This is a genomic window from Pacificibacter sp. (assembly GCF_039769035.1).
Taxonomy (GTDB): Bacteria; Pseudomonadota; Alphaproteobacteria; order Rhodobacterales; family Rhodobacteraceae; genus Celeribacter.
In genome coordinates, this window is sequence record NZ_JBDMZG010000149.1 from 14,187 (window position 1) to 39,852 (window position 25,666).

Consider the following 25,666-nt stretch of genomic DNA (forward strand, 5'->3'; position numbering starts at 1 on the left):
CAAAGCGATTTCGCTTGCGCACAGATGACACAGTTTACCTGTCGCCACATACACACACGCACTGGCTGACGATTGGGCCACACTGATCCCAGCGCAGCCCACCGCAACCCTCCGTTACTTATTGCGTGCTGAGCGGAGCAAGCGTTCGATGTGGTCAACACCAACAGGTCGAATGCCTTTTGGGTTCAGCGCCTTTATCGAATAATATCCACGCGTTATGTGATCCATATTCACTGTGTCGATCACGCCAGGCAGGTGCAAAATGCGTTCCATATAGGCTGACAGACGGGGGTAGTCGGCAATCTGTTTTAGATTGGTTTTAAACAGCCCGTGGTAAGCCGCATCAAAGCGGATCAACGTGACAAAAAGGCGAATGTCGGTTTCCGTCAGCTGGCTGCCAAACAAATACGCGTCAGACAGTCGCGCTTCCAACATATCCAGTGCGTCGAACACGCCCTGAACCGCCTCGTCATAGGCTTGTTGCGACGAGGCAAAGCCCGCGCGATACACGCCGTTGTTCAGCTTTTCGTAAATCACAGGATTGAGCGCGTCGATGTCATCCGCCAAATCTGCCGGATAGAGGCGCAGATCGGATGGCACGATGCCTTCAAACGCGGTGTCCAACATGCGCAAGATGTCCGCGCTTTCATTGTTGACCATAACGTTGTTTTTCATGTCCCACAGCGCAGGCACTGTTGCGCGCCCTGTAAAGGTCGGATCGGCGCGTGTGTACAATTCATGCATGTAATTCGAGCCAAACAGCGGGTCCTCGTCAGCCTCAGGATAGCCGCCAAATCCCCAGCCTTGATCCGACAAGGTCGGGTTCACAATGGTCACGGGCAAGACGTCATCAAGCCCCTTGAGCTTGCGTGCCATCAAAGTGCGTGACGCCCAAGGACAGATATACGCGACATACAGACGATAGCGCCCTGCCTCGGCCTGAAACCCCGCCTCACCGGTCGGACCGGCGCTGCCATCAGGAGTGATCCAGTTTCGAAAGGACGACACTTGGCGCACAAAACGCCCCTTTTTGTCTGCCTTTTGCACTGGCTGCCAGTCACCCATCCATTTTCCGTCTACAAGCATTGTTCTGTCTTTCTATTGGGCGTGAAAAATGAAGGACCGCATCGAAAGCGTTCCAAGATCAAATCCAGTATTCATGAAATCCAATTGGTCACGCGCATCGGACGCGCCAGCAATGGTTAAAGCCGGAATATAATGGTCAACCGACGGGTGCGCTTGTCGCAACAAAGATCCCAAGCCCTGCCTGTCGGCGAGCGACGCAAAATCGCGGTCATCCAGCCGCTTTGCAAACATCGTGTCAAAGTCCACCGCCCAATCGCGCGGCCTGCCGTTGACCCAATCCAGCGCGCGCAGGTTGTGCACCACATTGCCAGACCCAAGGATCAACACACCGCGATCTCGCAAGTCTGACAAAGCTTTACCAATTTCAAGGTGCCAATCCAGATCCTTGGTCATGTCGATGGAAAGCTGAAACACAGGCACATTTGCGTCGGGGTATAGATATTTCAAAACAGTCCAAGCACCATGATCCAAACCCCATGTGTCGTCTTCTTGGGCATGATGACTGGCCAAAAGCGAAACAACTTCACGGGCCAACTCTGGATTGCCAGGTGCTGGGTATTGTTGTTGAAACAGCTGCTGAGGAAAGCCACCAAAGTCGTGAATTGTTTGCGGCATCGCTGAGACATCGACCAACGTGGACCCCCGTGTCATCCAATGCGCTGAGACAACAAGGATGGCTTGCGGACGGGGCAAGGTACGCCCCAACTCAGACCATCCGCGGCAGAACTGCGTATCCTCGATCGCGTTCATCGGCGAGCCATGACCCAAAAACACAACAGGCATCCGAGCGGATGTCTTCAAACTGTCTTTGAGCTTTTGCAGGGATTGGGTGACGCTCATTGGTCTTCTCCACGATCAAGATGAAGGCCGCCGAAGCGGCCCTCGATCATTTAGGCAAATTGGCCCAGTTTTTTATCAAGTACAGGCAGTTTCAAAGCGAACGCGCCTGCACCGAGAAGAACAAGCGAAGCCTGTGCAACCGCCCAGAAAGCAGGGAATTCCCAGCCGCCACCGGAGCCAGAGAACATAAAGCCATTGCCCGAATGCACCCAGATCGCGCCCAAAAGAACGGGCAGCGCGGCCAAAGACACCAATCGTGTCGCAACGCCGAGGATCAAGGCCAAGCCACCGGCCAATTCGGCAAAGATGGTCAGATACGCCAAGATCGCGGGCAGTCCGAGGCTGTCGAAGAAACCAACAGTGCCGGGAATGGTAAAGACAAGCACCTTGGTCAATCCGTGTGCGATGAACATCGCACCGGTCGATACGCGAAGTGCAAGAGCGGCATAGGCTGCTTTGTTTTGGTCAGTCATTGTCCTAGTCCTTTGTGTTCGGAGCCAACTCTTTGTGAGTGGCTTTTGAGTTGACCTTAAGTTAGCGCTTGTACACCTTCTTCAAAATGGCGAAGTTATAGAATGACTTTCCACATTTTGTTCTTAATAGAGGCGGTCGAATGGATATCGTAGATGGGCTGAAAGCATTCGTTGCCACCGCGCACACAGGGTCTTTTACGGGCGCGGCAGATCAAATGGGCATCTCGAACCGGTTGACGTCGAAATACGTCGCCGAGCTTGAAGCACGTCTGGGTGTCCGTCTGTTCCAGCGCACAACGCGCAAGGTGGGACTGACGCCCGCTGGCGAAGATTTACTGGCGCGCGCACCGACCCTTTTGGATGACCTTGATGATTTGCTGGCCGGAGTCGCGGAAGAATCGTTGGGGTTTTCCGGCGTAATACGCGTGTCGGCCCCGCTGACCTTTGGTGAGATTTATGTCGCCGGAATGCTGGGGCGGTTCGGAGCTGCGCACCCAGATTTGACGCTCGATTTGCGGCTTGATGACAGCCATGTCGATCTGGCGAGCGATGGGATTGACGTGGCTTTTCGAATTGGCACCACCGATGCATTGGCTGTAAAGGCGCAAAAACTTGGCACGTTTCAGGTTTTGGCCGCCGCATCGCCCACATATGTGTCCGAACAAGGTGCACCGACCAGCCCAAACGATTTGAAAAATCACGCATGCATCGTCGACACAAACCGCCGCCCCGCGCAACGTTGGAAGTTTTACAAAGACGGGTGGGATCACAGCCTGTCCATTTCTGGCCGCTATCTGGTGAATTCAGCCAATGCGGCCTGCGCGCTTGCCGAAGCTGGGCATGGGGTCGTGTACGGTCCGAAGTTCGCGCTGAATGATGCGCTTTTGTCTGGTCGGCTTGTGCCTTTGTTTTCAGACTACGCCTGCGACATTCTTCCGATCAGTGCCGTTTATCTTGAAGGTCGGGTCTTACCACGCAAAGTGCGCGCGCTCATCGATTTTGCGCAAGACGACATCAAGGCATCAGGGTTGCTTTAGGGATCCGCCTTGGATGGAAGCTCGCTTAGCGATGAAATCCATATCGCAATAAGGCGGCGCGAGGAATTAAGGGCGCCCCAATGAGGAGGCGCCCATTCCGAATACTTGACTACAGGGATTTTGATTTCGGGGCGCCTGCAGGGACCAGACTGCTAAACGGTTTTCCAGTGGCGGCTTCATATTCCACCTCATCCCAGAACCCGATCAGGATGCCCCCTTCTGCGGCAACACCTTGCCGCGCCAACACGTCCTTTGTGGCCGTGATACGGGTATGGTGTTGCAAGGACCACGATAACAACGCCTCTTCCATGCGTTGACGCACGTCTTGGTGTTCTTGCGTCTCGGAACCGCCGATGTCCTTCAGCTCAAGCGGGTCTGTTTCCAGATCATACATCACGGGCCTAAACCCTTCGCAACGCACATATTTCCAGCGCCCGTCAAAGATCATAACAGTGCGTGCATCTTCTTGCGGTACGTTCAAAGCATGCGCCATCTCAAAGCTAGAATAGTCATGCTCAGAAATTGCATAGCGGCGCGAGAACCCATCCGTATCATGCAAAAGCGGCGTAAGATCCCGCCCCTCAACAATGTGCGGCTTTGGAGGGCACCCCATCGCATTCATAAACGTCGGCGCAAGGTCGATCATCTCGACCAATGCGTCGCTTGTGGTGCCGCGCGTGGCATCTGCCTGAGGCCGCGGATCCGCAATAATCAAGGGCACTTTCGCCGCCATTTCATGATAGAAATCTTTGTCGCCCATCCAGTGATCACCCATATAATCGCCGTGATCCGACGTGAACGCGATGATGGTGTTGTCGCTCACACCAGTCTCATCCATCCACTTGAACAAACGTCCGAGGTTGTCATCAAGCTGTTTGATCAACCCCATGTAGGCTGGCAAAACATGTTCGCGCACATGGTCGCGGCTGAAGCTTTTGCAGACACGCGCATTTTGATAGGCACGCATCAACGGATGATCCGTATCGCGCTCTGCAACAGAGCGAATCGGGTCGATCACATGCTCAGGTCCGTACATGTCATGGTAAGGCGCGGGCACGATGTAAGGCCAATGCGGCTTGATATAACTTAGGTGACACATCCAAGGTCTGTCATCATCTTGGGCGCTGGTCATAAACTCAATCGCGCGGTCCGTCATATAGGCTGTTTCGGAGTGCTCTTCCGGCACATTCGCAGGCATGCGCGAATTTTTGAGCAACCAAGCTGACATCAACTCGCCGCTTTCATCCACGCCCGAATTGGCAAAATCGCCCCAAGGGTTTTCAGATTTGTAGCCAAGGTTCACCAAGTAATCATCGTAAGCCGACCAATTTTGACGCGCGCTATCAGGGTGCAATCCATCATCTCGATCAAAGGCTTCGAAGCCACACTCGGCAACCCGCACACCGATTTCACTGTCTGGATCAATACCAAGCCACGCCATGCCTTCTTTATCGGCAACCATGTGAGTTTTGCCGACCAAGACAGCACGAGACCCTGACGCGCGCAAATGATCCCCGAGCGTGGGTTCACCGACCCGCATCGGAATGCCGTTCCAAGTCGCACCATGGCTGCGCACATATCGCCCCGTATACGCCGACATGCGCGACGGACCACACACAGGGGACTGCACGTAAGTCTTATTAAACCGCACACCACGCGCGGCCAATGCATCAATGTTTGGCGTATGCAGATGTGGATGCCCGTAGCAACTTAGGTAATCGAAGCGCAGCTGGTCAGCCATAATCCACAGGACGTTCGGTGCGTCAGTCATTTTCTATATCTCTTTCAACAATGGTATCGACAGGGCGGCGCAGGTAATCTTCCAGGCGATCAAGCAGATCGACGAATAGATCGAGTTCTTCCTCAGAAAACATCTCGTGAAGGGCATCTCTGCGGCGTTTCATGATTGGGGCGGCAAATTCGTAAGCTTCACGCCCAGCATCTGCCAGTTTGATCACGACTTGCCGGCCATCGGCAGTGTCGCGTTCCATTTCGACAAATCCTTTAAGACGCATAGCGGGCAGTGCACGGCTGAGTAGGGAATGGTCCGTGCGTTGCAATTCGGCCAGATCTCGAATCGTCATTGGCCCAGCCTCAAACAGATCCCACAACACGCGCCATTCGACGATGGAAAGACCACCGGCGTGGCGCATAATACGCTGCGCTTGCAACCGCGAAGCATTGTACGTGGCCGGCATTCGAGAGAACAAATTCTTGCGTTCGCGTTCTCTGCGCTGCTCGATTCGCGCTGATTGATCCGGTTTAGTTTTTTTCATCTTCCCCCCAGTTGCTTAAATAAACACCGAAAAATAATGCGTGACAAGTCATATACTTTCTGCAACCCTAACTTTAACGCCCTATGTGACAGGGCTCGTGCTTTGGAGAGAGAGCACTCAAAACGGGAGGAATACCATGACTAGAAACGTTCTTTTGGGAGCGATTGCCGCTCTTGCATTTGCGCCATTGGCCGCGACGGCACAAGCCACACTGACGGCTGAAACCACTGCACCAGGCTCAACACCGCACTACATCGACACCACGCTCGCTGCCATCTTGGACAGCGCAGGAATCGCTACAGTTCAGATCACTGAAGGCGCAACGCTCACCAATTCGGTTCAAGCTGTTGCCGAAGGTCGTCTCGACATGGCCCCCGCACCTCTCATTCTCCCATTCCTTTTGGCCCGCGGCATCGGCCCATACAGCGGCATCGGCCCTGAAAAAGGCGCAGAACTCGCAGCCAACATTCGTGTATTGTTCTTCAACGCGGCTTCTGGCCAAGTGTTCGGACACTACAACGGCTCTTCAATCGAAGACATCCGCGATCTGGAAGGCAAACGCATCTGGAACGGCCCGCCCCGCGGCGCAGCTTTGACATCTGGACGCGCGATGGTTCAACTCTTGTCCGGCCTTAAAGACGGCGAAGGCTATGAAGGCATTCAAAACCCTTGGCCTGAAACTGTATCTGCCATCACTGGCGGCAATGCCGACGCTTGGACCATTCCAGAAGGCCTACCTTCAGGACGTCAAATCGCGATTTCTGCGGCAGGCGGCACCACGCTGTATGATATCCCATCAGATCTGTACAACAGCGAGTTGGGTCAGCAAATCATCAACGCGCCAGGCCATGCGCCTTACTCCGTGCCAGTTGAAGAATACCGCAACGCCTACGCGGGTTCTGATATTACAATCGTGACGGATGACGACACCTTTGACTCTTACGCGACAGCATTTGGTCAAATTGTACCTGCAGGCCTTGATGAAGAGCTTGCTTACAACATCGTAAAAGCTGTGCTCGAAGGCGAAGATCGCTTTCTGAAAGGATCGCCGCGCGGTCCGTTCCTCTTCATGTCCTTTGGTGACATCGACGGGAAGTCACAAGGTGTATGCGGCGCCGTGCAACTGAAAATGCACCCTGGCGCAATCCGCGCCTACGAAGAAGCCGGCCACACGGTCGCGGACTGCGTTCGCCCATAAGGCTCGAATGCGCCCAGCAATCTAATGGGGCCCGGCGAAACGTCGGGCCTTTTTAAATTTCAGGAATATTCCCGTGACAAATCCCCAAAATACAAACCGTCCGTTTGGACAAACATTGGCTTTGGCGCTTGCGCTGATCTATGTTGTCGTCGGCATGATCAATACCATGCCGGAAATTCCAGGGCTTCAAAATTTGGCCCGTGAGATTACAGGCCAACCGTACTTTCGCGTCGCCAATTTCCCTAAAGAATACTTCTTTCCACCAGTCTTCTTGATCATGATGGTGATCGTTGTGCTGAACGCGAGCGTCTATCGCGCTTGGAAAGTTGAAAAGCCCCAAATTGCATGGCTTGGACTTCTCTTGGACATTGGTTTGGTTGTTGCTGCCTTTTTGGGGGCGTTCGGTTACTTGGTTGAAATCGACAGCGTCTGCTTGATCGATCAGATTACAGGCGAACGCGCACGGTTGATTCAAGACGCCGCGGAACGATCCGCAAACGTGATCCCAGGCATGTCTTTCGACGCAGAGGTCCCCTCCTGTCAGGCGCGATTTGGCGCGTGGACGATACCGCTGTTGTTCACAATTATAACGTTGTTTTTCCTGTATAATGTACGGGTTTGGGGCGCACCTCTTGTGATCGTCGCAAGCGTCGTTGTGCTGTACACTGTCATAACAACATTGGTTTGGGTGTTTGGATTGTCAGACAATGGCTTCCTGTTGACCAAGTTGGGGGCTGAAGGTGGCGATGTGATCGCTGCGGCCACACAAAAAGCCACGAATGTGTTCATTTCCCCCGATGGTTTCATGGGGCGGTTCATGGACATTGTGGTGAACCAAGTCTTTCCATTCGTTATACTTGGCGCACTGTTTGGCAGTTCAGCTGGCGGCACATCTTTGATCAAACTCGCCGTCCGCATGACGCGCAAACTGCGGGGCGGCCCTGCGCACGCAGCCATCGTTTCGTCTGCTATGTTCGGCACGATCACCGGCGGTCCTGTGACCAACGTGCTGTCGACGGGGCGTCTGACCATTCCGATGATGCGCCGCAACGGATTTAATAAATACTTTGCGGGCGGCGTCGAAGCAGCTGCATCCTCTGGCGGTCAAATTATGCCACCGGTTATGGGCGTTGCAGCCTTTGTGCTCGTGGCGCTGACGGCTGTTCCGTATACCCAAGTCATCACGGCCGCCTTCTTGCCCGCGATGGCGTTCTTCTTTTCGATCTTTTTGGCAGTCGTATTTCAGTCGCGCCGCGAAAACGTCCAAGCGATGCGCGAGATTCCAGAAGACTTGGTGATGGAGCGTCAAGACTGGATCAATCTCATCATCATTTTTGTTCCAATTCTCACCATTCTGTTCTTGCTGCTCGGCAACAAAGATTCGGTTGCAAACGGCATACTTGGGACGATCTTTGAGGCAGACAGCTGGTTCATTCGCACGATCGTGAATTCAACAGGCGACGCTGTGTCCTCCGGCTGGTGGGCCGTCGCGGTCTTGGTTCCTTTGATGTTCCTAGACGCTGAAACGCGGCGCAAACCTTCAAAGGTTTTGGTCTCGCTGGCCGAAGGCGGCATCCTGATTTCTCGTCTGTTTTTGCTTTTGTTCGCGGTGTCAATCATTGCCGCATTCTTGAACGAAAGTGGCCTAACCGGAGAACTTACGCGCGCAGTGACCTCGTGGCTTGAAAGCGTCACCGCTTTGAACCTCTTTGGCTTCAGCATTCCGATCACAGGCGGCGTATATCTTATGTTGGCTTTGGTCTGCGCAATGATGTGTGCGATTTTGTTGGGCATGGGCATGCCAACTGTGCCTGCCTATGTGAACGTGGCACTCTTGCTTGGACCGCTTTTGGCCAATCTCGGTGTTAGCTTTTTCACAGCACACATGTTCGTCTTTTACTTCGCAGTTGCCTCGGCCATCACGCCGCCTGTAGCCGTCGCAGCATTTGCCGCCGCTTCAATCACCGGTGGGGAGCCAATGCGTACAGGTGTCGCTGCGGTGCGCGTTGGTATCGTCATGTTCACGATCCCATTCGTGTTCGCGTGGTATCCTGAGCTGTTGTTGATCGAACAAGCCGTGACCATCACCAGCAGCACTGGCCAGCAAGTTTTGATCGAAGGCTACACAGGCGAACCCGATTGGGGTCAGCTGAGCATGCTGTTGGCACGCCTTGTTTTGGCATTGTACCTCGTTGCCTCTGCGCTAACAGGCTATGACAAATCTGCGTTGGTACGCGGCGAAACACCAGTTCGGATCTTGATCGCACTGCTTGTTCTTTGGAAAACACCGCTGATCATGACCATCGGACTTGTTCTCGCGGCTGTCTTGCTGGCTTGGCATCACCTTGTCAAAAAGGGCGACCATGATCCTAGCCCCCAAACTTGAGCACGTCTGCACGCTCCACGTTGACCTCGCCCCGATTACCGAAATGGGGCGTGGTCGCGCTGGAGGGCGGCGGATTATCCCAATTGTGGGCGGAACAGTGACAGGGCCACGCCTGAACGGGCGTGTCCTCAATGTTGGCGCAGATTGGCAGACCATTTTTGACGACGGAATGGCGGAACTCGACACCCGATATGCCTTTGAAACCAACGACGGAGCGGTCATTGAGATCAAAAACTACGGTTATCGTCACGGGCCGCCCGAGGTTATGGCCGCAGTCGCGCGTGGCGAAGACGTTGCCCCTGATGCCTACTACATGCGCACGCATGCACGGCTTGAAACAGGTGACCCGCGTTATGCTTGGGTGAACAACACCTTGTTTGTTGGCACGGGATCTCGGCAAGAGGCCAGTGTACGCGTGGACCTTTTCGCCTTGCAATAGCCATCACACGCGCACCGAAAAGCGCGCCGTGCCGTCACAGTCGGACCGCTTTTTTTCTGAAATATCGAGGTGTTACCCCAAGGGATACCATTTAACGCCTGCGGCAGGGATCTCGTCACCGCGATACTTGGCAGGCTTGGCACCATAGTTGAAGACGAAGCGGTGACTACTGGTATCGCGTATGCGCAATCCATTTTCGACCAGCTCAACAGGCACCCCCTGCTCAGCGCAGACACCTTGGATCACCCGCATCAACGCGCTTTGATCTGGCCACCCAGCCAAATACAACACGTTGTTTTGGCGCACCACGGCTGGCGCGCCAGTGTCGGTTCGCTCAATCACACCTGCATGGTCTTCGAGTTTCTCAAACCAATGTTCAAAACACCCACCACCTGCAAGCGCGATACGCGCATCAGGGCGCAGGGTTTCGACATATTCGACCGTGCAATTGAGCCCCTGAATATCGGGGGCAAGGGTTTGTGGAATGCTGAGGTTTTTCGTCTTTGAGCCGCTGCGCGGGCCCGCAATCACGACGCCCTCAAATTGATCTAACGCAGCGCTTAAAGCGTCTGTCACATGATACAATGCCGGCATGACCACCACTTTATAGGCGCTCAAATCGTCTGTGTCTGGGCGCAAAATATCGACAGACAAACCAAGTTTGCGCAATGCGCGATAGTATTCGAAACACATTTGAAAATAGTCGAAACTTTGCCCCTGCGGCTGCGCAACCCACGCCCACATCGACACATAGTCAAACACCAAAGCCACCGAAGGCTGACCCGCGTCAGCATCCCCAAGCGCGTCGATATTGCTCGACAGTTCGCGCGCGACGGAAGCTGCTTCACCGAGGGCTGGTGCGGGTTGGCTATCAGGGCGCAGCAAGCCAGCGTGCATTTGTTCTTGGGCAAAAGGCGCTTGGCGCCAGCGGAAATAACACACGGCTTCGGCCCCATGGGCAAAGGCTTCCCACGCCCATAGCCGCGCCATGCCCGGCAAAGGCGCGGGGTTAAATGGCGCCCAGTTCACAGGGCCAGGTTGCTGTTCCATGACCCACCAGCGCCCCTTGCCGACGGCGCGATAAATATCGTGATGAAAGGCCTGAAAGTCGGGATCACCTTGGCGCATGAATTCAGCTTTATGCACATCGCCGTCCAAGGACTTTTGCTCCAAGAACCCCAAAGGGTAGCTGTCCCAGCTTGCGATATCCAAATCATCGCCCACCGCAAAATGGTCAAATTCTGTGGTTTTGCCCATGTAGTTATGTGCAAGTGGCGCTTTGGAATGTGCGCGCAAAATGTCGCTTTGAATTTTGTTAAATTCGACAACTGCGTCTGAGCTAAACCGACGATAATCCAACTCATGAGACGGGTTAGGTTCGGTCACGGTTTGATTGGGCAGCTCAATCTGGTCAAAACGATCATAGTCCATCGACCAAAACACATTGCCCCACGCCGCGTTCAAGGCTTCGATCGTGATATATTTCGCCTCAAGCCAAGCGCGGAACCCTGCCAAAGCCGATGCACCATAGGAGTGCACGGTGTCATGGCACCCGTATTCGTTGTCGGTCTGCCACGCCGCCACATGAGGGTTGTTGCCATAGCGCTCTGCCAGCAATTGCGTGATGCGTGCGGATTCTTCGCGGTATCCAACATGCGAAAAACAATAGTGACGGCGCGAGCCGAACTTGCGCACGTCATTGTTCTTGTCGACCGCCAACATGTCAGGCCATTTTTCGATCATCCAGCGCGGCGGTGTCGCCGTTGGCGTGCCCAGCACGACCTTCAGACCTGCTTTGCCCAGTGTTGCAATGGCACGGTCAAGCCAGTCCCAGCGCAAATCGCCCGCTGAGGGCTCGATCCGGCTCCACGCGAATTCACCGATGCGCACCCATGTCAGGCCAGTTTCGGCCATCAGTGCTGCATCCATGGCCCACGAGTCCTCGGGCCAATGTTCGGGGTAATAGCAGACGCCGAGGGTACGTTTGCGTGCGTTGGCTGTCGTCATGTGCGGTCCTCACCTAATGTCCTCCCTGAGGCGAGGTCGCCACAAGAGAGATCAGTAGGCGTTAGATCAAACGCGATATCAATGCAGATCAGCTTCCGCTATTTCACATTTTACTATCGGCTTTGCACAGTTGCTTAGGTGATGACATCAGGGGCCGCGCGGCCAGAGAACCCTTCGATTTCGATAATCTCATGGGCGACCTTGATCACATCAGCCAAGGCCTCTTGCGGGTCTTGATCGAAGTTTTCTAGATCAAGTTTTTCCAAATACAAACGCAAGGTCGCACCTGAAGTGCCCGTGCCAGACAGACGCACGACGAAACGCGCGCCGCCTTCAAACACCACCCGCACGCCTTGGTGCGCAGAGGTGCTACCATCAACCGGATCAAGATAGGAATAATCATCCGCCGTCTCGACGGTCAGCGCGCCGAAGCTTTGCCCTACAAGTCCAGCAAGTTTACCGCGCAGGGCTTTGATCATCGCATCAGCCTTATCGCTTTCAATCGCTTCAAAGTCATGGCGCGAATAGTAGTTGCGACCAAATTTGGCCCAGTGATCTTGCATGATCTGCGGCACAGATTTGCCCGTGGTAGCCATGATGTTCAACCACATCAAAACCGCCCAAACACCGTCCTTTTCGCGCACGTGGTCAGAGCCTGTGCCAAAGCTTTCCTCGCCACAAAGTGACACACGACCATCGTCCATCAAGTTGCCAAAGAACTTCCAACCTGTTGGCGTCTCATAGCATTCCAAGCCCAGCGCATCCGCGACACGGTCCACAGCAGCCGAGGTTGGCATAGAGCGCGCCACGCCTTTGAGACCCTGCGCATAGCCAGGTGCAACCGTGGCGTTAGCCGCAATGACGGCCAAGCTATCGGACGGGCTAACGTAGCAGTTTGGACCAACGATCATATTGCGATCACCATCACCATCAGAGGCACAACCGAATGCAGGCGCCGCATCGCCCATCATTTCGTCCATCAACTCATGTGCCCACGTCGGGTTAGGATCAGGGTGCATGCCGCCAAAGTCAGGCAAAGGTGTGCCGTGCACAACGGAGCCTTTGGCAGCGCCCAGCAGGTCTTCGATAATGGCAGAGGCATATGGGCCCGTGATGGCGTTCATCGCGTCAAAGCGAATGGCGGTGCCGCCTGCAATCATCGCTTTGATCGCTGGGAAATCAAACAGGGTTTGCATCAGATCGACATAGGCCGTGACGGGGTTCACAATCTCGATCTGCATCTCGCCCAAGGCACTGTGACCAAGCGCGGACAGATCAACTGAGCCGCCCTCATACATGTGGTATTCAGTGATGGTTTTGGTCACATCGAAAATCGCGTCTGTGACGCTTTCTGGTGCGGGGCCACCGTTGGGCATGTTGAACTTGATGCCAAAATCTTCGTCGATGCCGCCTGGATTGTGGCTCGCTGAAAGAATGATCCCACCGTCTGTTTTCATCGACCGGATAAGATGCGACGCCGCAGGTGTCGACAGCAACCCGTTTTGCCCCGCAATTACTTTGGCCGCCCCATTGGCCGCCGCCATGCGCAAGATGATTTCAGTGGCTTTGTCATTGTAGAACCGGCCATCGCCGCCCACGATCAACGTCTTCCCCGCAACGCCGCCGATCCCGTCAAAGATCGCCTGCACAAAGTTCTCAAGGTAGTGCGCGCCCATAAAAACACGGGCCTTTTTGCGCAAACCAGAGGTGCCAGGCTTTTGGCCTTCAATAGGTGCGGTGGAGATCGTTGTCTTGGTCATGTCGGCGGTCCTTTAAACAAAAAGCCTAGGCGGCAGGCATAAGGGCAAATACACAGACCGAGGCGGCCCGTACTAATGTGGTATCGGAGGCGACGCATTGAGCGCCTGCATCAGGAGCAGATGTATCGAGGATCAATTCCCATGTTGTATCAGGAGGGCATGGCGGCAACTTGACGTCAATATCGCCATTGTTGTTGATCACCAAAAACAACACATCGTCTGAGGCGCGATATTCTGGCGTGCCATATGAAGTCCGGATTTCCGTACACATGGTTTTGGTGTCTGCGCTTTCCCATTCTTCGCGTGTCGGCGGCGTGCCATCTGGCATGCGCCAAAACACATCAGGCTTGCCGTCTTTAAGGCGGGGACGCGCATGCAAGAACCGCTTTTGACGCAACACGTTGTGATCGCGGCGCAGCTTGGAAAGCTTTTGAACGAAGGCCAGCAATTCTTCGTCGGCTTCGGCCCAATTGACCCATCCAATTGGGTTGTCTTGGCCAAAGGTATTGTTGTTACCGCCTTGCGTGTTGCCAATCTCATCGCCCGCCAAAATCATCGGCGTGCCTTGTGACAAGAATGAACAGGCTAGGAAATTGCGCTGGCGCTGTGCACGGGCTGCGTTGATTTCAGGATCATCGGTTGGCCCCTCAACGCCCATATTGCTTGAATAGTTGTCGTCTTTGCCATCGCGATTGTCTTCGCCGTTGGCCTCATTGTGTTTGACGTCATAGCTGACAACATCGCGCAGGGTCATGCCATCGTGACAGGTGACGAAATTCACCGAACTGGTGGCGGCGCGGCCTGAATGGTCAAACGTCGGAGCACTGCCCAAGATTTTCCGCCCGATAGACGCCATCATCTTTTTGTCACCGCGCCAAAATCTGCGCATGTCATCGCGGAACTTGTCGTTGTATTCCAAAAACGGGTGTGGCCAATTGCCAAGCTGATAGCCACCGGGGCCAATGTCCCATGGCTCTGCAATCAATTTCACTTTGTTCAAAACAGGGTCTTGGCTCAGCGCATCCAAGAACCCACCCTTGCGGTTAAACCCTTCGGCTTCGCGGCCCAGAACTGTGGCAAGATCAAAGCGGAACCCATCCACATGCATGACTTCAACCCAGTAGCGCAGGCTGTCCATGATCATACGCAACACCATCGGATGGCGCACGTTCAATGTGTTGCCTGTCCCAGTGTCGTTGATGTAGTGGCGCCCGCCATTGAGCAAGCGATAGTAAGATTTGTTGTCCAAGCCTTTGAACGACAAAGTCGGCCCGAATTCATTGCCTTCAGCCGAGTGGTTGTACACCACGTCCAAAACCACCTCGATGCCCGCAGAATGAAATCTACGCACCATGGTCTGAAATTCCCAAATGCCCTTTTGGGTCATATAGCGGGGCTCTGGGGCGAAAAATCCGATGGAGTTATAGCCCCAGTAGTTCGTCAAACCCGCATCTTGTAAGAACTTCTCGTCCAAGAACGCGTGCACGGGCATAAGCTGCACTGTTGTAACGCCCAATTTGGTCAAATGCTCGAGCACAGGTTCGCTCGACATGCCGAGATACTTCCCGCGCTGCGCATCTTCCAAGCCCGGAAACTCAGCCGTCATGCCTTTGACGTGTGCCTCGTAAATCACGTTGTTCGACGACCGCACTTCAGGATGACGATCTTTGCCCCATTGATAGGTGGGATCGACCACTACGCTGCGCTGCACAAAAGGCGCGGAATCGCGCGTGTCAAAACTCAGGTCTTTGTCTTTCGCGCCGATGGTGTAACCCATAACCGCGTCATCCCACACAAACTTGCCCGTCAGGCGTTTTGCATATGGATCGACCAAGAGCTTGTTAGGATTAAAACGATGGCCCTCTTCGGGCAAATACTGACCATGAACGCGGTAGCCATACTTCGTGCCCGGCGTGAGGCCTGCGACATAAATATGCCAGACATCGCCATTGCGTTCGAGCAATGGAATGCGCGCAATTTCGGTCTTGCCATCATCGGAAAACAAACACAGTTCGACTTTTTCGGCATGCTCAGAAAAGACCGCGAAATTCACGCCCTCGCCGTCAAAAGTTGCGCCAATAGGAGTGGGGCGTCCCTCCGACAAAGAATGGTTCTTAAGTTTGGTCGGAAGGTCGTGTTTTAGCTCAAAGATCACTTGGCAACTCGCTCGTAAAGGGCGGCATAGGTGGCTGAAGACGCCCCCCATCCTAAGTCCTGTTTCATCCCGCGCTTTTGTAGGCGAGTCCAGTCCGTTTTGCGGGAAAAGGCGTCAACAACCCCTCGTAAACAATGCGCAAACACCCCTTTATCGATGGGGTGAAATTGAAACCCAGTCGAAACGCCCATTTGGGTCGCCGCGACATTAGAATTCACTACAGAGTCAGCCAATCCACCCGTGGCCGCGACCACCGGAACTGTGCCGTATCTCAGTCCGTACAATTGCGTCAGACCACATGGCTCAAAGCGCGATGGCACCAAAACGATATCGCCCCCCGCAAACATCCGATGCGACAAAGCTTCATCATAACCGATGCACAGCCCCACTTGCCCAGGATTATTGCGCGCCAACAGGCGCAAATCGTCTTCGATCTGCGGGTCGCCACTGCCAAGAATGGCCAATGCACCGCCGTTCGCCACGAACTCTTCGGCTGCCCCCGCAATTAAATCCATGCCCTTTTGCGAGGTGAGCCTGCTGACAATAATCGCCAGCGGCCCCTTCGTGGGCGACAATCCAAATTCCGCCAAAAGAGCCGTGCGGTTTTTCTTTTTACCGGCCAAAGAGCGCGCAGAGTATGGCGTGATTTCGGGGTCGGTCTCGGGGTTCCAAACATCCGTGTCGATGCCATTTAGAATGCCGGACAAATCGCCTGCACGTGCGGCCAAGACGCCCTCAAGGCCCAATCCAAACTCAGGACGCATCAACTCAGCGGCATAAGTTGGGCTGACGGTGGTGATGGCGTCCGCATGGACCAGCCCAGCTTTCAGCGTGCTGATCTGCCCCCAGTATTCCAACTCATCAGGTGTGAACGCGTCCAGCGGCAAATCCAACGCCCCAAGCATTGCGGCGGGCGCCACGCCTTGAAACGCGATATTGTGCACCGTCATCACGGTTGCCACATCTGTGGGCGTTCCATATTTCAAATAGGTTGGCGCCAAACCCGCTTGCCAATCGTGCGCATGCACAACATGGGGCCGCCATCCATCGCTCAACCCATTGCGCGCGATTTCAGCCGCCACAAAAGACAGCGCCGCAAACCGTTGCGGATTGTCGGGAAAATCAACTGGGTCACCATAAGGTCCACCGTCTCGGTCATACAGGTGCGGCGCGTCGAGAAGCAAAACAACATTTCCGCCAGCTTCACCTTGCACCACACGTGCAGGCCCGCCGAAAAGTTCTTTTGACTTCCAAACCACGTCTTGCGCCGCAGCCTTTTTCAATAGGCCTTTGTAGGCCGGAAGTAACGTGCGCATGTCCCATCCGTGTGCTGCCACAGCGGCGGGCAATGCGCCCGCAACATCCGCGAGCCCCCCCGTTTTCACAAGGGGAACACATTCAGAAGTCACAGACAGAACATTGCGCATATTATTTACTCCAAGACAGATGCACGTTTATCCAGCATCGATTGCGTGATCAAAACGGTGCCTTCATCGGTCCGACGGAACCATTTTGCATCTTCGATTGGGTCTTCGCCCACAACCAATCCGTCAGGAATGATCACGCCGCGATCAACCACACATTTTGACAGTTGAGCTTGACGGCCAACTTGCGCGTATGGAAGCGCAACAACCTGATCGAGCGATGAATATGAGTGACAGCCAACACCCGTGAACAACAGAGATTCACGAATTTCAGAGCCCGACACGATACATCCGCCCGAGATCAGTGACGACACAGCCATACCGCGACGATCTTCTTCGTCGTGAATAAACTTGGCTGGCGGCACGCTTTCAGAATAGGTCCAAATCGGCCATGTGTTGTCGTACAGATCAAGCGGTGGAGTGAATTGTGTCAGGTCGATATTGGCCTGCCAAAACGCATCAATCGTGCCCACGTCACGCCAGTAAGGTTCGACCTCAAGCCCGCTGGTCACGCAGCTGTCTTCAAACCGGTGCGCAACGGCTTTGCCGTTTTTCACGATCTGCGGAATGATATCATTGCCGAAATCATGGCTGGAATTGGGATCGTTCATATCTTGCAAAAGCAGTTCGCGCAGGAGCTCCCAACGGAACACGTAAATGCCCATTGATGCCAAAGCGTGATCGGGATCGCCTGGGATGCAAGGCGGATCAGCGGGTTTTTCCAAGAACTGCGTGATGCGATCTTTCGTATCACAATGCATCACACCAAAGGCAGCAGCTTCCATGCGTGGCACAGTCAAACACCCGATGGTGACATCCGCGCCCTGATCAAGGTGCTGCTGCAACATGATTTCGTAATCCATCTTGTAGATGTGATCACCCGCCAAGATAACAATAAAATCAACGCCATAGCTGTCGATAATGTCGATATTTTGCGTCACAGCATCCGCTGTGCCCAGATACCACTTCTCTTCAGAAATACGCTGGGACGCAGGCAAGATATCCAAGTACTCGTTGCGTTCTGCGCGCAAAAAGCCCCAGCCGCGCTGGCAATGGCGGATCAAACTGTGCGCTTTATACTGTGTGGCAATTGCCATCTTACGAATGCCGGAATTGAGCGCGTTCGACAGTGCGAAATCAACAATCCGCGTTTTGCCGCCAAAATACACGGCGGGTTTTGCACGATGATCTGTCAGCTCTTTCAAGCGACTGCCACGTCCCCCCGCAAGTACAAAGGCCATCGCGCGGTTGGACAACCGCTGGTTCGGTGTAGGCTTCATTATGTCTCCTCCCCTTCAATTAAAATCACGGCCGACAACGGCGGCAGTGTAAATTCTGCGGAATGGGATTGCCCCATCCATTCAACGTCTTGAGCGTGAACTCCTCCCAGATTTCCACGCCCACCTCCGCCATAAACTTCGGCATCGGTATTCAATGCTTCGCGCCAGAACCCGCCCGCAGGCAGGCCAACGCGGTGCCCCGTGCGTTCAACTGGCGTCATGTTCAAAATGGTCACAACCTTTGGGTCGCCCGCATTGCCGTGACGCACATAAACGTAAATCGAATTTTCGACATCAGCGCCTTCAATCCAGCCAAAGCCAGCGGGGCGAGTGTCATTCACATGCAGCGCAGGCGTGCTGCGATACACCGTGTTCAAATCACGCACCAAATGCTGAATGCCCGCATGCGCAGGTGCATCCATCAAATGCCAATCCAAGCTTTGATTGTGGTTCCACTCTTCGCGCTGTGCGAATTCTTGCCCCATGAACAACAGCTTTTTACCCGGATGTGTCCACATAAAGCCGTAGTAAGCCCGCAGGTTGGCAAACTGTTCCCAGTCATTGCCCGGCATTTTGTCAATCATAGACCCTTTGCCGTGGACCACTTCGTCGTGACTGATCGGCAGCACAAAGTTTTCCGTATAGGCGTAGCTGATCGAATGTGTCAGCAAATGGTGGTGGTATTTGCGATTGATCGGGTCTTCTTCCATGTAACGCAGGGTGTCGTTCATCCACCCCATGTTCCATTTAAACCCAAAGCCAAGCCCACCATGATCGACCGGCGTCGACACACCCGGAAAGGCGGTGCTTTCCTCGGCCACGGTCATGATGCCTTCAACCTCGCCGTAGCACAGCGTGTTCATTCCCTGCAGGAATGCGATGGTCTCATAGTTCTCGCGCCCGCCATCTTTGTTGGGCACCCATTCATCGTGTTTGCGCGAATAATCGCGGTAGAGCATCGACGCCACAGCATCGACACGCAAACCATCAAGGTGGTATTCCTCAAGCCAATACAATGCGTTAGAGCGCATGTAGTTGGCGACCTCTTTGCGGCCAAAGTTATAGATCAGCGTGTTCCAATCTTGGTGGAACCCTTCGCGCGGATCGGCGTGTTCATACAAAGCCGTACCGTCGAATTGGCCAAGCCCGTGAATATCAGTCGGGAAGTGCGCAGGCACCCAATCGAGCAAAACCCCAAGGCCTTTTTTGTGCGCAGCCGTCACCAGCGCGCGGAATTCATCTGGTGTGCCGTGGCGAATGGTTGGGGCAAACATGCCAATCGGTTGATAGCCCCAAGACCCGTCAAAAGGGTGTTCGGTGATCGGCATCAATTCAATATGGGTGAACCCCATGTCAGCCACATAGTCGACCAACTGATCCGCCAATTCCACATAGGACAACGGACGATTGCCATCGGCACGCTTCCAGCTGGCCAGATTGACCTCATAGATTGAAATCGGCGCATCGATATTTTGCACGTCGGCACGCGTCTGCATCCACGCAGTATCATCCCATTCGGCGTCAGATATATCGCGCACAACGGACCCTGTTTTTGGCGGATGCTCTGATCCAAATCCAATAGGATCGGCTTTTAGCGGCAAGTCATGCCCACCTGCTCCTCGGATCGCATATTTATAAACGTCGCCGGCTTGCACCTCAGGGACAAAAATGTCCCAAACGCCAGACTGACCCAAGCGGCGCATGCCATGACGGCGCGTGTCCCAAGAATTGAAGTCACCCACGACAGCCACGCGTTCTGCATTCGGCGCCCAGACGGCAAAGCGCACGCCCTCAACACCCTCGTGGGTCATTGGTGTCGCGCCAAGCACATCCCAAACCCGCTTCATCGAGCCTTCGCCCAAATAATACAGATCATCGCCGCTCAGACTGGAACCAAACCCATAAGGATCCGCAAAGACCCATGTGCTGTCGCCAAATGTCGCCTCGATTTTGTAGGGAACGTTTTTAGGCAAAAGCGCACAAAACAGCCCAGGCGCAAAGGGAACCGCAACCATCGGCGTCTTGGTTCTTTTCCCAGTCACGCAGTGCATCGTATCTGCATTGGGCACAAAAACGTTCAGGGCAAATCCATCCGCATGCTCATGCAAACCAAGAAACTGAAACGGATCGTTCAGTCTGCCGTGCACCAAATCCTGTGCAATATCATGCGGCAAAGCCGCACGCAGCGCCTTGGTTGTATCAACTTTCTTTGGCATGTCTTTGCTGTCCTTCTGTGCGTTTCACGCCCGCGGAACCTCGTGAGATCCCTTGCAACGTAAGTCGGTCGTCTCCAGCATTAAGAGCGTTGGGATTGCTCGGGTCTTTGCAATTTTGTTGCGCAAATCCCCGAGCGTCCACCCTTAATGCATATTGTCACCCAATGGCTGGTGCGCCATCTTCAGTTTCAAAAAAGGCGAACCCAAATGCTGGGAGCGTCACTTTTGATCCGGCCAGATCAGCATGCGCATCCCCAACCTGTTTTACGCCTGCTGTCAGATCCACCGCGTGTTCCTTGTCAGAAAGGTTGAAAACGCCCGTGAGCGTCACACCATCCAAGCTCCGGCTTACGGCCAACAACGGGTCAGCCACGGATGGGAAGTTCGTGTCGCCGTAGCGCAGCTCATCACGTTCTTTGCGGAAAGCCAGCGCTGCGCGGTACGCCGCCAAAATGCTGTCGTCCTTGCCTTCTTGCCCTGACACCGCACGTGCGATCTGCGGCGCTTTCACGGGCAACCATGGGTCGCCTGTGGAAAAGCCAGCGTGCTTTTCAGTTGCGTCCCAAACCATCGGCGAGCGACATCCATCGCGGCCTTTGTTGTCAGGCCAAAAATCAATGTAGCCCAGATCACGTAGCTCGTGGAATTCGATGTCGGTTTCTGTCTGCCCCAACTCTTCGCCTTGATACACGCCCAGCGCACCCGGGAATGTGATCAGCATGTTGATCGCTTGGCGCGCAACTGTGTCTGTCAATTCTGGTGTCGTCGCCCAACGTGTCGCATGGCGTGGCACATCGTGGTTGGAGAACGACCAACAAGGCCAGCCGTCTGGCGCTTTGGTCAAGAACTCAGAAATGCAGTTTTTGAAATGATCAGGGTTGTGGTCTGGCCCAAGCATCGCAAAGGAATACGCCATATGCAGCTTGTCATTGCCAGAGGTGTAGCGCCCCATCACTTCGACTTGACGGTTCCAGTCGTCGCCAACTTCACCAATCAGCATGCGGTCATCAAACTCATCCATCAAGCCACGTAAACGCTGTAGGACTGCGATGTTTTCAGGCTGAGTTTTGGAAAATAGGTGCGACTGCGCCTCATAGGGGTTTCCAGGGAACTCATCCCAATCGTTTGGCGGATTGTTACGCAGTTTCTTGTCGTGCACGTAGAAATTCACCGTGTCCAAACGGAAGCCGTCCACGCCGCGCTCCAACCAAAAACGCATTGTTTCGATCAAGGCATCCACAACCTCAGGGTTGTGGAAGTTCAAGTCAGGCTGCTCCACAAGGAAGTTGTGCAAATAGTACTGACGGCGGCGCGCATCAAACATCCACGCAGACCCACCAAACACGGACGGCCAGTTGGTCGGCGCTGTGCCATCTTTTTGCGGGTCAGCCCAAACATACCAATCCGCTTTTGGATTGGTCTTGTCTTTGCGGCTTTCCTTAAACCATTCATGTTGATCAGATGTGTGGGACAAAACCTGATCAATGATTACTTTCAGGCCAAGATCATGCGCCTTGGTCATCAACGCATCAAAGTCGTCGATCGTGCCAAACAGCGGATTGACGCTGGTGTAATCGGACACGTCATAGCCCATGTCTTTGTCTGGCGACGTGAAAAACGGTGACAGCCAAATCGCATCAACCCCAAGGGACGCAACATAGTCCAACCGACGCGTGATTCCTTTAAGATCGCCAACGCCATCGCCATTGTCGTCTTGAAATGAACGTGGGTAGATCTGATAAATTACGGCGTCCCGCCACCATTCGCGCATAGTCTGTAGTCCTTTTTCATGTGCACCAAGGCCAAATTTGACCCCAATGCGACAAATGTTAGCGCTAACTACACGATGTGTAGTCAAACTCAAAAATAAATCGCTGCTCTCTTCAACTGTCGCAAAACCGTTGCCTGAATCACACTCAAAGCGCCTTTAAACCGAAACTCAACCCGATTCGAGCAGTTTGCGCACATTCCTGACACGCAACCCCGTTTCGCGGCTCACACCCTGCGACGAGATCACGCTGGAACATCGGCGCAAAGTCGGTACTGTCAGCATAGCTTTCACTTTCTATCAAAGGACACTGCCCCATGACTGCCACTCAAAAACCTTGTATTATTTGTGTTGCGATCACAGGGTCTTTGCCCACAAAAGCCAACAACCCTGCCGTTCCGATCACAGTGACAGAACAAATTGAAAGCACCCAAGAAGCCTTTGAAGCCGGTGCGTCTATCGTCCACGCACATGTGCGCAACGATGATGAGACCCCTTCAAGCGATCCAGAAAAATTCGCCTTGCTTAAAGAAGGTCTGGAAAAACATTGCCCGGGCATGATTATCCAGTTTTCCACGGGCGGGCGCTCAGGCGCGGGTGAAACACGCGGTGCGATGTTGAACTTGTCCCCTGATATGGCGTCGCTTTCTGTTGGCTCAAACAACTTCCCAACACGGGTCTATGAAAACCCACCTGCGTTGGTCGATTGGTTGGCAAGCGAGATGCGCAGATATGATGTCAAACCCGAAATCGAAGCCTTCGATTTGAGCCACATCCATCAAGCCGCCGCCATGGTGAAAGACGGGCGGATCGCCGGAAAGCTCTATGTGCAATTCGTGATGGGCGTGAAAAACGCGATGCCAGTCGATCGCGATGTATTTGATTACTATATCAAAACCGTGAAACGACTCACACCTGACGCAGAATGGTGCGCCGCCGGTATCGGGCGCCACCAGTTTACGCTGAACGAATGGGCTGTGTCATCAGGCGGGCACGCACGCACTGGTTTGGAAGACAACGTGCGTATCGACAAAAACACATTGGCCGCATCAAACGCCGCCCTCGTGCGCCGCGTCACAGATCTGTGTGAAACCTATGAACGCCCCGTCGCAACGTGGCAGCAAGCCCGCGACATGTTGGGCCTGCGGGCTGCGAAAGCTTAGACCACGCCCTTACGTTAACTTCTGCGGCGCGTTTTTGCGCTCGGTGCGCGGCAGTTCACTACGCGCCTGTCAGAACGCCTTTGATCCCCTCATAATGGCCCGACACGCCATCATGAAGCGGGTAAAGGTCGGCTTGCAAAGCGTGATAGATATCAGGCTTTCCGACGAACTGTATCTCGGCCTGCGCGCCATCAGCGTCGATTTCAGGCACCCAGCCGCCATGTTCATGATCAACGAACAAATCGAACCCAGCGGTCCATAGGCGATCATACCAAGCACGATCTGTCTCGGAGTTGTCCAGTTTTAGCAACGTGGCCACAGCACCAATCGCTTCGGCCACAGGCCACCAATAGCGATCACGCACCCGCACCGATCCGTCAAAGTCCAAGGTGTAGGCAAACCCTGTTTCCGGCAGCCAAGCATCTTTCAACGCAGTTTCGATCAAAGCACGCGCACGCACCGGTGCATCATCTTTGCGCCCGTCCAGATCCCAAGCCTGAATCAACAAACGACCAAGTTCAAACGAATGGCCCGGCGTGGTCCCCTTGGGGCGGAACATCGGATTGCCTTCATAAGCATAATCGACTTGCCAATCAGACGTATAATGTTCGGGCAACCGCCAACCATTGTTTGCAGCCATTTTGTCGACAAAAAACGACAAGATGTCTTGCGCCCGCGTGAGGTACTGCCGATCCCCCGTCACTTCAAAAGCGCTCAGATGGGCTTCGACCCCGTGCATATTTGCGTTCATGCCGCGGTAGTCAGAAAACGGCGTCCAATCTTGACGAAATTCATCGCACATCAAGTTTGCCGAAGGTTCCCAAAACCGTGCATCGATCACTTCAGAGATGTCCACCAGCAAACGATCTGCATCGGGGTGCCCCACAGCTTTCGCACTTGAAGCCGCCAACAAAACAAACATGTGCCCATATGCCAGCTTGTCGGTCTCTACAGGCCCGTTTTCATCAAATGACCAATTGTACCCACCATGCACGGTGTCGCGATGACGATCCCAAAGCGCCGCCATGCCTGCATCAATGATTGCGTCGCAATCTGGTGCGCCGGCAAGTTTCCCCAAAGCATAGGAATGAATCATGCGCGTGGTGGTGATCAGCTCTTGCGGCTCATTTGGACGATGCTGGCCCTCACGTGTCAGCACAGCAAGCCCGCCATCAGACCGCAAGCTGGCCTTAAAAAACGACAGTTGGGCATTCGCATCAGCACGCAGGCGGGCTGCAAGATCTTTGTTCTGTATCATAAGGGACTCTTGTCTAGGCTGGCTCTTGAAAATGAAAAAACGGCACGGGGCAAGTTCACTGAATTTCTTGGTAACGTCAATGACTTCGGGCACTCAAGCACCCCTATTTCAACAAGCACAACCTTTCGCGATTTTCTTTTGAAGGTGCCAAACCTAACGGCGAGCCACTACAAAAAACGCAGCCTCAAATTTGGGCTGCGTTTTTATCTCTTTAGGATGCCCGCGCAGTTCTGCGGCTGGGACGCAAGTACCAATACCAAACGCGGTAAGCCTCAAGCGCAATAAGCGGCCCGAAATGTATCAAAGCAGGCGCAGCCCCGCCCCAATCATGCAAAGCGGCCCAATGCACCAAAGTCAGCACAGCGGCAGCGTAAGTCCAACGTTGCAACCATTTCCACCATGTGCCCATTTTGCGCACAAAGTAATCCATCGAGGTCAACGCCAGCGGCACAAAGATCAAGAAAGCGATCCAACCGGTCCAGATGTACAGACGTGGCAGCTCGCCTACGACACTGGCGACAGAGGCCTTATCGATCAGATAAAATATCGTGTGCAACAAAGCATAGCCAAAGGAAGCCACGCCCAAATACCGGCGATTGCGTTTCAACCACTGCGGCCCGCGCCAGCCCTTAAGCAACATGGTCAGAGGCGTCGCCATCATCAAAATGATCAACAACCGCGCCGACGTTTCCCCTGCTGGGTGCACCAATTGGTGAAATATCTTCGGGTCGGTGGACGTCAAAGCCGTGACCGTCATCATGATCCCGAGCGAGGCCAAAATCAGCCAAAGTAAGTAAGGGTGTGTGGCAAAGAAAATACGGCGCATGGTCTGTTCCAATGGATCGTTACTGTTGATTTATGAGCGCGGCGGCACTGTCTGACCGTCGCCGCGCTCTGAAG

The 25,666-nt window shown here is 54.1% G+C and carries 19 protein-coding genes; 5 read left to right on the forward strand and 14 right to left on the reverse strand.

Features of this window, described 5'->3' with window-relative positions; all coding sequences use genetic code 11:
* Window positions 1-114: 114 nt before the first annotated feature.
* From ABF287_RS13130 to ABF287_RS13140, 3 genes are read right to left on the reverse strand one after another with little or no spacing between them, the layout of a single operon-like run.
* Complete coding sequence (locus tag ABF287_RS13130; RefSeq protein ID WP_347185457.1) at window positions 115-1,086, reverse strand: glutathione S-transferase C-terminal domain-containing protein; 972 nt, start codon at window positions 1,084-1,086, stop codon at window positions 115-117.
* Window positions 1,087-1,098: 12 nt separating this feature from the next.
* Window positions 1,099-1,926: a 4,5-DOPA dioxygenase extradiol gene (ygiD, locus tag ABF287_RS13135; RefSeq protein ID WP_347185458.1), complete on the reverse strand. Its 828-nt coding sequence runs from the start codon at window positions 1,924-1,926 to the stop codon at window positions 1,099-1,101.
* 50 nt (window positions 1,927-1,976) lie between these two features.
* Window positions 1,977-2,399, reverse strand: a complete 423-nt coding sequence (locus ABF287_RS13140) for a DoxX family protein (RefSeq protein WP_347185459.1) — start codon at window positions 2,397-2,399, stop codon at window positions 1,977-1,979.
* A 140-nt stretch (window positions 2,400-2,539) separates the two neighbouring features.
* Here ABF287_RS13140 and ABF287_RS13145 point away from each other — a divergent pair, with 140 nt between their 5' ends.
* Window positions 2,540-3,436: a LysR family transcriptional regulator gene (locus tag ABF287_RS13145; RefSeq protein WP_347185460.1), complete on the forward strand. Its 897-nt coding sequence runs from the start codon at window positions 2,540-2,542 to the stop codon at window positions 3,434-3,436.
* A gap of 109 nt (window positions 3,437-3,545) precedes the next feature.
* Here the strand turns inward: ABF287_RS13145 and ABF287_RS13150 are convergent, their stop codons facing one another.
* On the reverse strand, window positions 3,546-5,207 hold the full coding sequence (locus ABF287_RS13150; protein WP_347185461.1) for a sulfatase-like hydrolase/transferase: 1,662 nt from the start codon (window positions 5,205-5,207) through the stop codon (window positions 3,546-3,548).
* Complete coding sequence (locus ABF287_RS13155) at window positions 5,200-5,712, reverse strand: MarR family transcriptional regulator (RefSeq protein WP_347185462.1); 513 nt, start codon at window positions 5,710-5,712, stop codon at window positions 5,200-5,202. The genes ABF287_RS13150 and ABF287_RS13155 overlap by 8 nt, the downstream gene beginning before the upstream one ends.
* A 136-nt stretch (window positions 5,713-5,848) precedes the next feature.
* Between ABF287_RS13155 and ABF287_RS13160 the strand changes: the two genes are divergently transcribed.
* From ABF287_RS13160 to ABF287_RS13170, 3 genes are all read left to right on the forward strand, one after another.
* Window positions 5,849-6,910, forward strand: coding sequence for a TAXI family TRAP transporter solute-binding subunit (locus ABF287_RS13160; RefSeq protein ID WP_347185463.1), 1,062 nt, complete (start codon window positions 5,849-5,851; stop codon window positions 6,908-6,910).
* A 73-nt stretch (window positions 6,911-6,983) separates the two neighbouring features.
* Complete coding sequence (locus ABF287_RS13165) at window positions 6,984-9,296, forward strand: TRAP transporter fused permease subunit (RefSeq protein WP_347185464.1); 2,313 nt, start codon at window positions 6,984-6,986, stop codon at window positions 9,294-9,296.
* Window positions 9,274-9,735 (forward strand): DUF3237 domain-containing protein, encoded by a 462-nt coding sequence (locus tag ABF287_RS13170; RefSeq protein ID WP_347185465.1) that lies wholly within the window; start codon window positions 9,274-9,276, stop codon window positions 9,733-9,735. The genes ABF287_RS13165 and ABF287_RS13170 overlap by 23 nt, the downstream gene beginning before the upstream one ends.
* 72 nt (window positions 9,736-9,807) lie before the next feature.
* Here ABF287_RS13170 and ABF287_RS13175 read toward each other — a convergent pair whose 3' ends face one another.
* The 7 genes from ABF287_RS13175 to ABF287_RS13205 form a co-directional block, all read right to left on the reverse strand.
* Window positions 9,808-11,742: a beta-galactosidase gene (locus ABF287_RS13175; protein WP_347185466.1), complete on the reverse strand. Its 1,935-nt coding sequence runs from the start codon at window positions 11,740-11,742 to the stop codon at window positions 9,808-9,810.
* A 134-nt stretch (window positions 11,743-11,876) separates the two neighbouring features.
* Window positions 11,877-13,502, reverse strand: a complete 1,626-nt coding sequence (locus tag ABF287_RS13180; protein ID WP_347185467.1) for an alpha-D-glucose phosphate-specific phosphoglucomutase — start codon at window positions 13,500-13,502, stop codon at window positions 11,877-11,879.
* A 25-nt stretch (window positions 13,503-13,527) separates the two neighbouring features.
* The gene (gene glgX / locus ABF287_RS13185; RefSeq protein WP_347185468.1) at window positions 13,528-15,657 is read right to left on the reverse strand and encodes a glycogen debranching protein GlgX; all 2,130 of its coding nucleotides are present in this window, start codon (window positions 15,655-15,657) and stop codon (window positions 13,528-13,530) included.
* Complete coding sequence (gene glgA, locus ABF287_RS13190) at window positions 15,654-17,084, reverse strand: glycogen synthase GlgA (RefSeq protein ID WP_347185469.1); 1,431 nt, start codon at window positions 17,082-17,084, stop codon at window positions 15,654-15,656. Before glgA ends, glgX begins: the two co-directional genes overlap by 4 nt.
* A gap of 5 nt (window positions 17,085-17,089) precedes the next feature.
* On the reverse strand, window positions 17,090-18,361 hold the full coding sequence (gene glgC / locus ABF287_RS13195) for a glucose-1-phosphate adenylyltransferase (protein WP_347185470.1): 1,272 nt from the start codon (window positions 18,359-18,361) through the stop codon (window positions 17,090-17,092).
* Window positions 18,361-20,577, reverse strand: a complete 2,217-nt coding sequence (gene glgB, locus ABF287_RS13200) for a 1,4-alpha-glucan branching protein GlgB (RefSeq protein WP_347185471.1) — start codon at window positions 20,575-20,577, stop codon at window positions 18,361-18,363. The genes glgC and glgB overlap by 1 nt, the downstream gene beginning before the upstream one ends.
* Window positions 20,578-20,734: 157 nt before the next feature.
* Window positions 20,735-22,348 (reverse strand): alpha-amylase family glycosyl hydrolase, encoded by a 1,614-nt coding sequence (locus ABF287_RS13205; protein ID WP_347185472.1) that lies wholly within the window; start codon window positions 22,346-22,348, stop codon window positions 20,735-20,737.
* Between the two features lie 314 nt (window positions 22,349-22,662).
* Here ABF287_RS13205 and ABF287_RS13210 point away from each other — a divergent pair, with 314 nt between their 5' ends.
* The gene (locus tag ABF287_RS13210) at window positions 22,663-23,508 is read left to right on the forward strand and encodes a 3-keto-5-aminohexanoate cleavage protein (RefSeq protein WP_347185473.1); all 846 of its coding nucleotides are present in this window, start codon (window positions 22,663-22,665) and stop codon (window positions 23,506-23,508) included.
* Between the two features lie 58 nt (window positions 23,509-23,566).
* Here ABF287_RS13210 and ABF287_RS13215 read toward each other — a convergent pair whose 3' ends face one another.
* Together ABF287_RS13215 and ABF287_RS13220 are read right to left on the reverse strand one after the other, a co-directional pair.
* A complete protein-coding gene (locus ABF287_RS13215) occupies window positions 23,567-24,766 on the reverse strand; it encodes an AGE family epimerase/isomerase (RefSeq protein WP_347185474.1) in 1,200 nt (399 codons plus the stop codon).
* 211 nt (window positions 24,767-24,977) lie between these two features.
* Window positions 24,978-25,592 (reverse strand): ferric reductase-like transmembrane domain-containing protein, encoded by a 615-nt coding sequence (locus ABF287_RS13220; RefSeq protein ID WP_347185475.1) that lies wholly within the window; start codon window positions 25,590-25,592, stop codon window positions 24,978-24,980.
* Window positions 25,593-25,666: the final 74 nt, after the last annotated feature.